Below are 12,021 nucleotides of genomic sequence, written 5' to 3'. Positions count from 1 at the left end.
AAAATTAACCTGTATTTCGCATACCCGCTGCAATCCCCGTCATGGTGATCATTAAGGCATTATCTATATCGCTTTCATTACCTTTATCATCGCCACGAGAGCGACGTAATAACTCAACCTGTAACACGTTCAGTGGGTCGGTGTACGGATTTCTAAGCCCAATAGACTCTTTGATCCAAGGTTGATCGGCTAATAGACTTTTTTGCGGGCTCAATGATTGCACTAAGGTTATCGCCTCTGCTAATTCCTCACGTAAGGCAACACCTAAAGGTTTATACATGTCTTCCACCAGCGCATTATCGTAGTGCTCACTTAACCAGCTATCCGCTTTACTAAATACCATTTCTAGCATTTCTAAACGAGCTCGAAAGAAAGGCCATTGCAAACTCATTTCGCTTAGGGTTTCAATCCCATATTTTTCAAGCGCTGCTTTAAGTCCGCTTAATGCGCCTAACCATGCAGGTAACATTAAACGATTTTGACTCCACGCAAATATCCACGGAATTGCGCGTAAGCTCTCTACCCCACCATTAGGATTACGTTTAGCTGGCCTTGAACCTAATGGCAATTTAGATAGCTCCAATTCTGGTGTTGCCATTCTGAAGTAAGGTACAAAGTTTTCATCGTGGCGTACAACATTGCGGTAGTGCTCACACGATACATCACTAATTAATGCCATAACTTCGCGCCATTCATCTTTGGGCTCTGGCGGTGGTAATAAGTTACTTTGCAGCACCGCACCCGCGTATATATTTAAGCTTTGCAATGCCACATTGGGTAAGCCAAATTTAAAGCGGATCATTTCGCCTTGCTCTGTCACCCTAAGGCCCCCTTTGAGTGAACCCGGTGGCTGCGAATGCAATGCTTGTGCAGCAGGTGCACCGCCTCGACCAACCGTGCCTCCACGACCATGAAATAAAACCAGCTCAATACCGCGTTCATCCGCCAGTTGCACTAACTTGTCCATTGCCTCATATTGTGCCCAGCCAGCAGCCATCATACCCGCATCTTTGGCTGAGTCTGAATAACCAATCATCACATTTTGAGTATTTTTAATATGACCTCGGTACCACTCATTATTAAGCAATGTAGTAATAACATTATGACCATCGTTTAAATCATCCAAGGTCTCGAATAATGGCGCCACGGGTAGTTCAAAACCGCAGCCTGACTCTTTAAGTAATAACTGCACCGCTAAAATATCAGAAGCTGTTCGGGCCATAGAAATAATATATAAACCAAAGGTTTTTGCATCTTGCTGCGCAATAACATCAAAGGTGTCGAGCACCTCTTGCACTTCAGGGCTAGGTTGCCAATGCTTAGGAATAAGCGGACGACGAGAATTAAGCTCAGCAAGTAAAAAAGCCTGCTTATCTTGCTCTTGCCATTGGTTGTAGTCGCCAATACCTAAGTAACGAGTTAGCTCAGAAAATACATCACTGTGTCTCGACGAATCTTGGCGCACGTCTAGTTTTGCCAAACGCAGTCCAAAGCTATTTACTCGGTGAATCATATCCAGTAGTAAGCCATTGGCCACTACTTGCATGTTGCACTTTAATAAAGAGCGATAACATGCCTCAATAGGGTGCTTAATTTGATTAATATCGGTGATTAAATCTTGAGATTCAGTGCGCTTATTTTTAATTTTAGCGCTTAAATGCATCACCGTTTCTGCAACTTGGTTTTTAACATCTTTCAAAACAGCACGGTACGGTTCAAACTCTTGCCCAGCCAATTTAATGAGCTCATCGCTGGCATCCGACATAGAAAGTTCAGCACAGAGCGTTTCTAAATCACGCTGGTATAAATCCAGTGCCATCCAACGGCCATGGTCGAGCACTTGCTTGGTTACTTCGGCGGTTACAAACGGGTTACCATCACGATCTCCCCCCATCCAAGAAGTAAATTCTATCGGGCTGTAATCTGCTGGCAACTCTAAGCTTAAATGCTGTTTTACATGCTGGCTAAACTCACGTAGAAAACGTGGCACAGCTTCCCATAAACTGTTTTCAATGACTGCGTAGCCCCATTTAGCCTCATCTACAGGGCTTGGGCGTGAACGACGAATATCGTCCGTATGCCATGCTTGGCTAATTAACTGCGCAATACGGTTTAATATTGCTTCGCGTTCTTGCGCAAGATTGTCGGTACGCTCAAGCGATGCTAAACAATCGCTAAGTTCAACATGTTTATTAATAATAGTACGACGAGTCACCTCGGTTGGGTGTGCTGTTAGTACTAAGTTTATGTGGAGTTTTGAGAGGGTATCAGCTAAATGATTATGATTAAGCTGACCTTGTTCGGCCTTTGCTGCTAACGTTTTTAATGTTTGAGTGAGAGGGTTTAGTTGGCAAAAACCAACATCATTAAAACGTGATACAGTGTGAAACTGCTCTGCAACATTCGCTAAGTTTAAAAAATGATTAAATGAACGGGCAACCGGTAAAAGCTCTTCATCACTAAGCGCATGTAGTACATCTATAAGCGCTTTACGATCGGCTTCATTGCCACTGCGAGATGATTTTGATAAAGCCCGAATCTCTTCTACTTTATCTAAAATATCTTGTCCTTGAGCATCTTTAATAGTTTGTCCTAATAATTGCCCAAGTAAATTTACATTACCTCGCAAGGCGGCATATTGTTCACTCATTTTTAGCTCTCCTTTGTTTCTTTGAGACCTATTAATATCATTATGTTTACTTATTTAATAGATCCATTTGCACCTGCATGTCGTAAAAAAGCATATGTAAAATAAACACAAAGCGATGACATGATCATTTTTTACGATGGTAATTGCCCCCTTTGCAATGCAGAGATGCAGCATTTAAAACGTGCCGATGTTGATCATAAAGTTACACTTGAAGATTTAAATGCTGATAACTTTAATGCGCGTTTTCCCGCAATCAATAAGCAATACGCCATGAATATACTGCATGCCCAAACTGATAATGGGCAGATGATTTACGGCTTAGATGTGACTTATCAAGCTTGGCGTACTGTTGGCAAATATCCTTGGCTTAAAATTATTCGTTTGCCCGTCATTCGTTTTTTTGCCGATCATGCTTATACTTTCTTTGCAAAATACCGTCATCAAATTAGTCGTTTTTTAATGCCTAATGCACAGTGCAACTCAGGTCAATGTAATATCAAAAGCAAAGGTGAAAAATGAAAACAGTGATTTTATTTGGTGCCAGTAGCGCCATTGCCCAATCTTACGTTAATCACTTAAACCAACAAGCAACACAATTTAATATTATTTGTGTCAGCTCATCGAACATTAATCACAGCGATATAAACGTAAACTATTTTCAGAGCGACTATTCAGCGCAAAGCCTAAACGAGCTAACCGAGTCGTTAAAATCCCAGCAAGTAGATATAGCTCAAGTGATTATATTTAATGGTCAATTACACAACGACCAGCACATGCCAGAAAAAAAGCTTGAAGAAATCAACAGTGATTATTTTATGCAGCTTATGCACTCTAATACGCTTGTACCCCTGCTATGTTTACAAAGTATAGTGCCGCTGCTTAACCACAAAACTCACTGCACAATTACCGCTCTGAGCGCTCGTGTAGGTAGTATTAACGACAATAAATTAGGTGGTTGGTATACCTATCGCGCATCAAAATCAGCACTTAATATGTTATTTAAAACAGCCGCCATTGAGCTTGCTCGTCGCGCTAAAAATACTAAACTGATTTTATTTCACCCAGGTACTACAGATACACAGCTTTCTAAGCCATTTCAGAAAAATGTTCCTGCAGATAAACTATTTACCCCTGAGTTTGTTGCCCAGCAATTATTTAAATTTACTTACGAAAATCCACAATTAGAACTTAACAACGAACCTGTCTACCTAGATTGGCAAGGAAACACCATAAAATGGTAAGGAATTAACACATGCATTTTTCCAAAGACCGCATAACCGCACTCGAAAAACACACACGCACGCATTTTATAAATTCATTGTCAGGGTTTAAAAGTGCTAACTTAATTGGCACACAGGATGAGCAAGGTAATACCAATCTAGCCATCGTTAGTTCGGTTATTCATTTAGGCGCCCACCCGCCCCTTGTAGGCATGATAATGCGCCCACACAGTGTACCAAGGCATACATTTGAAAATATTATAGAAACAGGCGTTTACACTATTAATCAAGTAAATAGTGACATTTACCAGCAAGCGCACCAAACCTCGGCACGTTACGCTAAAGATGAATCTGAGTTTGATGCAACGGGGTTAAAAACAGAATACTTAAATGAGTTTAACGCTCCCTTTGTTGCACAAAGTCGACTTAAATACGCGGTAAAATTTGTAGAGAATCAACATTTAGCTGTTAATGGCACCGAGCTGGTTATTGGTGAAATAATGGATGTATATGTGGATGAATCAGCACTCCAAAGTGATGGTTTTTTAGATTTACAAGCCATTGATACAGTTGCAGTAACCGGTTTAGATAGTTACCACACGGCAAATAAGCTCACTCGCTTACCCTATGCAAAAAAATAGCCCGAGGTTATCAAGTCCTCCAAATAAGCGACTTGATAACTCCCCCCCTTTTTTTGAGCCCCTTGTTCACTAATCGCAATTAGTTTGAATTTAAACTGTTAAACCTACACACTATGCAAAATTTTGTAGGAGAAATATATGACGACAGTTGGTATTGGTACTCACACACCCGAGCAAGCACTTGCTAGTTTAAGTAATATGACTCACTCAGTAACGCCAATTCAGGCCGATGAATATTTAGCGCGTATGGCCAAAGCGCAAACCTATATGCAAGCGCACAACATTGATGCCATTTATTTAAACGCAGGTACCAACTTAACTTATTTCACCGGAATGAAATGGTATGCCAGTGAACGACTTGTTGGCGCTATTTTACCTGCCGTAGGTGATGTGCAATACATTGCTCCACATTTTGAAATTGGCTCTTTAAATGGCTTTAAGGTTATTGATGGCCCAATACACGGCTGGCAAGAGCATGAAAGCCCGTTTAAGCTATGTGTTAAAGTGCTTAAGCAGCTCAATATTAGCGACACTGCTACCGTTGGTATTGATGAAAGCGCACAGTTTTTTATTTTTGATGGTATCAATAAAGCCAGTTCAGGATTAAAGCTGGTGAACGCACAACCTGTAACCGCACATTGTCGAATGCATAAATCAGTCAATGAATTAGCATTAATGCAATGTGCCATGGATATGACTTTGGCGGTTCATAAGGCTACAGCGAGCATGCTTTATGAAGGAATTAGCACCGTAGAAGTCGAAGAATTTATAAAAAAAGCCCATCAAAAAGTAGGAGCCCCAGGTAATTACTTCTGTATTGTATTGTTTGGCCTTGCCACCTCATTCCCACATGGCGTAAAAGACCCACAAATTTTGAAAAAAGGCGACATGGTGCTCATCGATACTGGATGTAAAGTGCACGATTACCTTTCTGATATTACGCGTACTTATGTGTTTGGTGAAGCAACCAGCCGACAACGCCTGTTTTGGGATTTTGAAAAAGCGGCACAGTTAGCAGCTTTCAATCAAGCAGCCCTTGGCGAAACCTGTGAATCGGTTGACGAAGCAGCTCGCAGCTACTTAGCAGCACAAAATTTAGGACCTGAGTATCAAACACCAGGTTGCCCACATCGTACAGGCCATGGTATTGGTTTAGACATTCACGAATGGCCATATTTAGTTGGCGGTGATAAAACCCCGCTTGCCAATGGCATGTGTTTTAGTAACGAACCCATGCTAGTTATTCCAGATGAATTTGGGGTTAGATTAGAAGATCACTTTTACATGACAGATGATGGTCCGCGCTGGTTTACTCAACCGAGTCATAGCATTGATGACCCATTTGGCTTAAACAGCTAATATATGAATCATTTAATAAAAAGAGCTGCACCTTGGCTGCTCTTTTTATGTCCAATGATTGATAAAGTAGACTTCATCCCAATATCCATTGTTATTACTAAGCAATCCTTCAAGGATCCCTATGAAAAACTTTAAAATTGATATCGTCTCAGATGTAATGTGCCCGTGGTGTATTATCGGTTACAAGAACTTAGAGACCGCATTGGCAGAATTAAAAGAAGAAATGAGTGCGGATATTACATGGCACCCTTTTGAGCTTAATCCAGATATGCCACTTGAAGGGCAAGACTTAGACGAGCATTTGCAGCAAAAATACAGCTTAACCGAAGAAGAAAGTGCGCGAAACCGTCAAAACATGGCAGATGCGGGTAAACGAGCTGGGTTTACCTTTAATTTTGACGGTAAACGCATCATGATCAACAGCTTTGATCTACACCGCTTGCTAATGTGGGCTCGTGAAGAAGGCAAGCAAACTGAGTTGAAATTGGCGTTTTTTGAAGCACACTTCACCGATTTAAAATATTTAAATCAAGAAGATGCACTACTGGATGTGGTAGAAAGAGTAGGCCTTAACAAAGATACAGCCCGAGATATTTTACACTCAGATAAATACGTACAAGCGGTTCGCGAAGAGCAAAATAACTTTAAGCAAATGGGTATTACTTCAGTGCCTACTTTCATTATAAATGATAAGTATGCGCTTACCGGTGGGCAGCCGAGTGAGTCGTTTATTCAAGCACTTAAGCAAATAAGCGAAGAAGAAGCTAAGCAAGATTAGTTAACAGGCCCTAATGCTTTAGTTTAAATACAGTTCGCTGACTTAAACCAAGCCCGTCCTCAACATCATGGTAAAAATGCGTGTAGAGGGCATCAAGCTCACCTTTTTGTGCTAGCTTTGTTAAACCCTGCTGTAATAAGTCGATAATTGCTTTATTTTTTTCGTTTGCATAAAAGTAATAAAAATTATCGTACTGCAGCATAATATGTGGCTCAACTACAAAGTTGTATTGTGGGCTTTTTTGTATTTCAGCTCTAATCGCAGTTACTGAACGAGGAAAGTAATCGCCAAGTCCTTCATCTAACGCTTTTAACATGCTTTCATAACTCAAATCACCATTAACTGTTAAGCCATTGTTCTTTAATACATAATAATCAGACCAACTTTGCTTTTGTAAGGCTATAAAAGGCTTTAGTTGTTCAAGGGTTTTTATATCTGAAAATTCGCCCAGCCGGCTTTGTTTTATCATCAGTAAACGTTTTGAGTGCAAGCCATTGTATATTGGAAAGGTTGTGTGTACGAGGCTATTTGCTTGCTCTTTTGACATACTTAACCAAGCAAAATTAATAGCCCCATCGTGCTTTAGCTCTTCTAATACTCGTTTGGTATTCATCGGCTCAACACTATAGCTAATATTGAGTTTTACATTCATCTGCGCAAAGCTTTTTTCTAATAAGCTCAAAACATAGTGGTTTCTTGGCATATTAGGTGTGCTTGGTTTTCCTATTTTTAGCGTCACAGTTTGCTCGCTGCCACATGCAAAAAAAGACAGGGCAATGAGGATAACACTGCAGCATAAATTAAATAGCTTCATAGTCATTCCAAGGTGTTTTAGCAGTTATAAAATGAGAAATAGTAAGTATAGCGGGAACTTAAAATTCCGCTTTTTAAGTGCGATAAAGCACCTTAATCACATGCCAACCAAATTTTGTCTTCACTAAATGCGGCTCTAAAATTGCACCACTAAAAGCAACTTTATCAAACTGCGGTACCATTTGGCCGCGTCTAAACTCACCTAAATCACCGCCCTTTTTGCCCGACGGACAAGACGAATATTTTTTAGCTAAGGTTTGAAACTTTGCGCCTTTGCCTAATTGCTTAATGATGTCTTCTGCAATCTCTTTATGTTTTACTAAAATATGCAGTGCGTGCGCTGTATTTGCCATGAAAAAGCCCTTAAAACCTATTTACTAGTAATTAAACGCCGAGATTTTAGCACAGCCTAAGTGATCCAGCACTTGCTAAAAATGTGGTTATAAGTAGTGATCTTCATCTTTTTGTTGAGGAATTCGACAGTACTGGTATTTACCAAATAATGTATAACGGTTTTTAGCCACTTTGTTATAAAGCCAATCAGTCAGCTTTCGTGGTAATAACTTAAATACGCTAATCAACTTCCACGGATAGCCTAACTGACTGAACACTCGAAAAACGGCTTGGCTGCGGGTATATGGCTTTTGTGCTTCTATATAAATCATCGAAGTAAAATCGGTAGTGGAAAAACCAAATTGAGCAAGTAGCGTTTGCCCAGCCGGCGATTGCACGCTGCACAATTTAAATTTAATGCTCGGATCGTGAGCTATAACAAAATTGCACCATGCACTACACAGCTTACATTGCGCATCAAATAAAATAATTTTTTGATTTTGCATTACTGCTGCACTGGTTTTTTTTGTAATTTACGCTGTAGTGTCCGCCTATGCATATTTAGCTGCCTTGCGGTCATTGATACATTACCATTATTACTGTGTAAAACATGTTGAATATGTTCCCACTCTAACCGCTCGGGCGACATAACCCCCTCAGAAATTTCAGTTACTGCCGAACTTGCCACCTCAACTTTAAGTGCTTTTAATAAACTTGCCATATCAACAGGCTTAGTTAAATAGTCATTAGCACCTAAACGCATCGCCTCTACGGCTGTAGCTATACTTGCAAAGCCAGTCAGCAATACAATATGTGCATGAGTGAGTAAATGCCGCAGCGGTGCAATAAGCGACAGTCCATTTTCATCAGCCAGTTTCATATCTAATAAAATACAATCAGGCTGTTGCTGGCGAGCCTTTAGAAGTGCATCAGTTTGATTATGAGTGATCTCGCAGTTAAAACCGTGCTTAGTTAGCCGCCGTGCCAACGTTGTCGCTAAATTAATATCATCCTCAATAATAAGTAGCTTCATGCTTTTGTCTCTGCTGTTAATAGTGGCATCGTTATCTTTGCAACCGCTCCGCCTTCGGGATGATTATATACCGTTAACGAGCCATTTAACCGCTCAAATGTCACATTTGATAACATAACTGCGATCCCCATGCCTTGCTCACTAGGCATTAACTGCCCACCTAACTCTGCTAACTCTGAGGATGAAAAACCAGCACCAAAATCACGAATAATTAACGCAATGTTTTGTGCGTCAGGTTGCTGCCAACTTAGTTCAAGTTGCACTTGGGCGTGTTTTTGATTAGCAAGTACTGCATTTTGTAATAAATTTAAAATTGCAGGTAACAGCATAGCGTCACTTTGTAATGTGGCTTCAGGTGACTCGTTAAGCCAGTTTATTTGTTGATTGGGGTATTGTAATAGTAACGTATCATGAATTTGATTTTGCAGCTGCTCTGCTTTAATGGGTGCTTGAGTGTTTTTATCTCGTAACTGCATTGAGAGCTTTCTAAAGTCGTTAAGCTGAGTGCGGCATTGCAATAGCGGCATTTGCATTTGCTGAATAATTTCATTGTTAGGATGCTCTTCTAAAAGCTCTTCAAATAATAATTGTAAATTAGCAATTGGTGTTGCTAATTGATGAGTAATTTGCGCCGCTGCGCCATCAAGTGTTACCAGTTGTTCATTGCGTAACTGTTTTTCTCTAACTTTGGCAATAGTGCGTTCACGCTGTTGCAAAGCGCGGTTCATAGCCCCTATAACTAACGCAATTACGCAAGCACTTATAACAAAATTAACCCACATACCAATAAAATGACCATTCATATTCATTTGGTGCATACTGTGTTCGGGCATTTTAATTAATAATAAGCTATAGGCGGCAATGGCCAATACAGCAATATAGGCAAGCCCTCGAGCGCTTAGTGTGATTGCAGCTATCATAATGGGCAGCAACAATAACGACACAAATGCGTTAGTTGCACCGCCGCTTAAAGACAACAAAATAGTTAAAAAAAGCACATCGGCGGTCAGTTGCATTAACATGCCAATTGGCTTTGCTTGGCTTACATGCCGGTAGGCAAATACACTGGCTAACTGAAAAACCGCCTCAACAGCAATAACCCCTAACAACGGCATAAGTGCAATTTGATGTTCTAGTAAAAAATACACACTGAGTACCGCAATAAGCTGAACAACGATGGCACCACTGCGCAGCATTAATAATCGGCTAATAGCTGGGTCGGTTTTAATTAACACAATAGGGTTCCTGGATACACTTGATTTTATTATTCATGATTAACATGCTTTTTTTATTGTAATTATTATACACTAAACCGCCTTATAGTATCCGCTCGCATAGCTGCACTCAAGCATACGTCACAAGTACTTTAAGCAAGTGTTGAAGGTGATGGACTAGCTTATAAAAAGCACCTAAGCTAAACACTCATTTAATTTACAAAGTAAAAACTTACAATTAACCTTTCACTAAAAATACAACAAACAATTGGTAAAATAGCAGTAATTACAGCTCTATAGCTGCTATAAACTAGAGTTAATAGCTAATTTTTGTTATAACGTATTCATAAGACGAACACGTCATACCACTTTTAAGAGAACACACTATGCCTTACGCACATATCACTGGTTGGGGCAAATGCATTCCACCAGCCAGCATCAGCAACGACGAAATAAGTGAAATTGTAGATACCACCGATGAGTGGATCACCACGCGTACCGGTATCAAAGCCCGTAGAGTTAGCCATGTAAGTACTGCCGAGCTTGCTAGTGTGGCTGCAAAACATGCTATTGCTTGCGCTGGCGTAGATGCAAAAGATATCGATTTAGTTATTTTAGCAACGTGCACCCCCTCAACAGTAGTTGCAAACACTGCCTCATTAGTACAAAAAAATATTGGCGCCACTGGCGCTGCAGCCATGGACACCAATGCAGCATGTTCTGGTTTTTTATATGCTTTACAAGCTGCGACAGCGCAAATTCAAGCCGGTATGATCAAAAAAGCCGTAGTTATTGCCGCTGAGCGCATGACGTGGTACGTAAACTGGGCACGACGCGATAGCGCAGTATTATTTGGTGATGGTGCCGGTGCCGTTGTGCTTGAAGCAGCAGAAACACCTGCAGGCTTATTAGGAACTAAAACCGGCTGTGACAGCGAAGATCGTGATATTTTACACATTACTAATTTTGGCAGTGATTTAAATAAATATGAGCCAATTGGCCCATCAGACCTTTTATTTGAAGGGCGTGAAATATTTAAACGTGCCGTGAAAGGCATGAGTGAAGCCTGTGACGACGTGCTTGAGCAAGCCAACCTTAAGTTAGACGATATCGATGTACTAGTTCCGCATCAAGCTAATTTACGCATTATTCAAGCAATTCAAAACCGTTTAAAGGTTGAAGACAGCAAAGTAATGGTTAACATTGGCGAATACGGTAATACCTCTGCTGCGACGATTGCCATTGCGCTGTGCGAAGCCGTTGAGCAAGGTTTAATTAAGCCGCATGCCAATATTATGTCGGCTGCATTTGGAGCAGGCCTAACGTGGGCGGCAAGTTATATCAAATGGGGCGAGCGAGTAACCCCCATTGCTGTTAGCGATGCTAAACTTCCACCGTGTGATAAAACAGGTTTAGAGCTTGTTGCACCGGCTGTAAAAGCGTGTAAAGACGCAGAGCCTAGCTAAAAGCTAATATTACACCAAGCAAATATGTATTGATAAACAGCGCACTGCTTTCAGTGCGCTTTTTGCTTTTTAAGGAAAGTATATGCAACTACTAGGCATTCATCATGTAGCCATCATTTGCAGCAACTACCCACGCTCTAAACATTTTTATAGTGAAATATTAAAGCTCACGATTATTAATGAGCACTATCGAGCAGAGCGTCAGTCTTACAAACTCGATTTAGCTTTACCTGATGGCAGTCAGTTAGAATTATTTTCGTTTAAAGATGCGCCATGTAGACCAAGCTATCCCGAAGCACAAGGACTTAGACATTTAGCATTTAAGGTTAGTAGTGTAGAAAACAGTAAAACGTATTTAGAGTCGCATGGAATCGACGTAGAAGAAATAAGAGTGGATGAAATAACCGGCAAAAAATTCACCTTTTTTGCCGATCCAGATGGTTTACCCCTTGAGTTATATGCGCTTTAACATCAAATAACTCAAGGCAAGGTATGTTTGATTTAGTTAACCCTA

General features: G+C 40.6%; 13 protein-coding genes. 7 read left to right on the top strand and 6 right to left on the bottom strand.

What is annotated here, in order from left to right; translation table 11 throughout:
- Window positions 1-4: 4 nt before the first annotated feature.
- Window positions 5-2,650 carry a phosphoenolpyruvate carboxylase gene (gene ppc / locus QL989_RS13935; protein WP_138606840.1) on the bottom strand — a complete coding sequence of 882 codons (2,646 nt, stop codon included), beginning with the start codon at window positions 2,648-2,650 and terminating at the stop codon, window positions 5-7.
- Window positions 2,651-2,770: 120 nt separating this feature from the next.
- Here ppc and QL989_RS13930 point away from each other — a divergent pair, with 120 nt between their 5' ends.
- From QL989_RS13930 to QL989_RS13910, 5 genes are all read left to right on the top strand, one after another.
- Entirely contained in the window at window positions 2,771-3,169 is a 399-nt protein-coding gene (locus QL989_RS13930; protein WP_290170822.1) for a DUF393 domain-containing protein, read from the top strand.
- Entirely contained in the window at window positions 3,166-3,891 is a 726-nt protein-coding gene (locus QL989_RS13925; RefSeq protein WP_290170821.1) for an SDR family NAD(P)-dependent oxidoreductase, read from the top strand. Before QL989_RS13930 ends, QL989_RS13925 begins: the two co-directional genes overlap by 4 nt.
- A gap of 11 nt (window positions 3,892-3,902) precedes the next feature.
- Window positions 3,903-4,511, top strand: coding sequence for a flavin reductase (locus QL989_RS13920; RefSeq protein ID WP_290170819.1), 609 nt, complete (start codon window positions 3,903-3,905; stop codon window positions 4,509-4,511).
- Between the two features lie 138 nt (window positions 4,512-4,649).
- Complete coding sequence (locus QL989_RS13915) at window positions 4,650-5,870, top strand: Xaa-Pro peptidase family protein (protein ID WP_290170818.1); 1,221 nt, start codon at window positions 4,650-4,652, stop codon at window positions 5,868-5,870.
- Between the two features lie 121 nt (window positions 5,871-5,991).
- Complete coding sequence (locus QL989_RS13910; protein ID WP_290170817.1) at window positions 5,992-6,648, top strand: DsbA family oxidoreductase; 657 nt, start codon at window positions 5,992-5,994, stop codon at window positions 6,646-6,648.
- 10 nt (window positions 6,649-6,658) lie between these two features.
- Here QL989_RS13910 and QL989_RS13905 read toward each other — a convergent pair whose 3' ends face one another.
- The 5 genes from QL989_RS13905 to QL989_RS13885 form a co-directional block, all read right to left on the bottom strand.
- Window positions 6,659-7,462, bottom strand: a complete 804-nt coding sequence (locus QL989_RS13905; RefSeq protein WP_193050229.1) for a transporter substrate-binding domain-containing protein — start codon at window positions 7,460-7,462, stop codon at window positions 6,659-6,661.
- A gap of 73 nt (window positions 7,463-7,535) precedes the next feature.
- Complete coding sequence (gene ppiC, locus QL989_RS13900; RefSeq protein WP_008464312.1) at window positions 7,536-7,814, bottom strand: peptidylprolyl isomerase PpiC; 279 nt, start codon at window positions 7,812-7,814, stop codon at window positions 7,536-7,538.
- A gap of 87 nt (window positions 7,815-7,901) precedes the next feature.
- Entirely contained in the window at window positions 7,902-8,300 is a 399-nt protein-coding gene (locus QL989_RS13895) for a DCC1-like thiol-disulfide oxidoreductase family protein (RefSeq protein ID WP_138570195.1), read from the bottom strand.
- Complete coding sequence (locus tag QL989_RS13890) at window positions 8,300-8,827, bottom strand: response regulator (protein ID WP_109875211.1); 528 nt, start codon at window positions 8,825-8,827, stop codon at window positions 8,300-8,302. The genes QL989_RS13895 and QL989_RS13890 overlap by 1 nt, the downstream gene beginning before the upstream one ends.
- Window positions 8,824-10,062 (bottom strand): ATP-binding protein, encoded by a 1,239-nt coding sequence (locus tag QL989_RS13885; protein WP_290170815.1) that lies wholly within the window; start codon window positions 10,060-10,062, stop codon window positions 8,824-8,826. The genes QL989_RS13890 and QL989_RS13885 overlap by 4 nt, the downstream gene beginning before the upstream one ends.
- A gap of 365 nt (window positions 10,063-10,427) precedes the next feature.
- Here QL989_RS13885 and QL989_RS13880 point away from each other — a divergent pair, with 365 nt between their 5' ends.
- Both QL989_RS13880 and QL989_RS13875 read left to right on the top strand, forming a co-directional pair.
- Entirely contained in the window at window positions 10,428-11,507 is a 1,080-nt protein-coding gene (locus QL989_RS13880) for a ketoacyl-ACP synthase III (RefSeq protein WP_010389122.1), read from the top strand.
- Between the two features lie 82 nt (window positions 11,508-11,589).
- Window positions 11,590-11,976, top strand: coding sequence for a VOC family protein (locus QL989_RS13875; RefSeq protein WP_290170814.1), 387 nt, complete (start codon window positions 11,590-11,592; stop codon window positions 11,974-11,976).
- The last annotated feature ends 45 nt before the right edge of the window (window positions 11,977-12,021 follow it).

The sequence above is a fragment of the Pseudoalteromonas sp. APC 3224 genome (assembly GCF_030407535.1).
Lineage (GTDB): Bacteria > Pseudomonadota > Gammaproteobacteria > Enterobacterales > Alteromonadaceae > Pseudoalteromonas.
This window is presented reverse-complemented; position numbering and strand designations above follow the sequence as displayed.

Coding starts and splice junctions, on each gene's coding strand:
- ppc (WP_138606840.1), bottom strand. CDS start 2,650: ATGAGTGAACAATATGCCGCCTTGCGAGGTAATGTAAATTTACTTGGG.
- QL989_RS13930 (WP_290170822.1), top strand. CDS start 2,771: ATGATCATTTTTTACGATGGTAATTGCCCCCTTTGCAATGCAGAGATG.
- QL989_RS13925 (WP_290170821.1), top strand. CDS start 3,166: ATGAAAACAGTGATTTTATTTGGTGCCAGTAGCGCCATTGCCCAATCT.
- QL989_RS13920 (WP_290170819.1), top strand. CDS start 3,903: ATGCATTTTTCCAAAGACCGCATAACCGCACTCGAAAAACACACACGC.
- QL989_RS13915 (WP_290170818.1), top strand. CDS start 4,650: ATGACGACAGTTGGTATTGGTACTCACACACCCGAGCAAGCACTTGCT.
- QL989_RS13910 (WP_290170817.1), top strand. CDS start 5,992: ATGAAAAACTTTAAAATTGATATCGTCTCAGATGTAATGTGCCCGTGG.
- QL989_RS13905 (WP_193050229.1), bottom strand. CDS start 7,462: ATGAAGCTATTTAATTTATGCTGCAGTGTTATCCTCATTGCCCTGTCT.
- ppiC (WP_008464312.1), bottom strand. CDS start 7,814: ATGGCAAATACAGCGCACGCACTGCATATTTTAGTAAAACATAAAGAG.
- QL989_RS13895 (WP_138570195.1), bottom strand. CDS start 8,300: ATGCAAAATCAAAAAATTATTTTATTTGATGCGCAATGTAAGCTGTGT.
- QL989_RS13890 (WP_109875211.1), bottom strand. CDS start 8,827: ATGAAGCTACTTATTATTGAGGATGATATTAATTTAGCGACAACGTTG.
- QL989_RS13880 (WP_010389122.1), top strand. CDS start 10,428: ATGCCTTACGCACATATCACTGGTTGGGGCAAATGCATTCCACCAGCC.
- QL989_RS13875 (WP_290170814.1), top strand. CDS start 11,590: ATGCAACTACTAGGCATTCATCATGTAGCCATCATTTGCAGCAACTAC.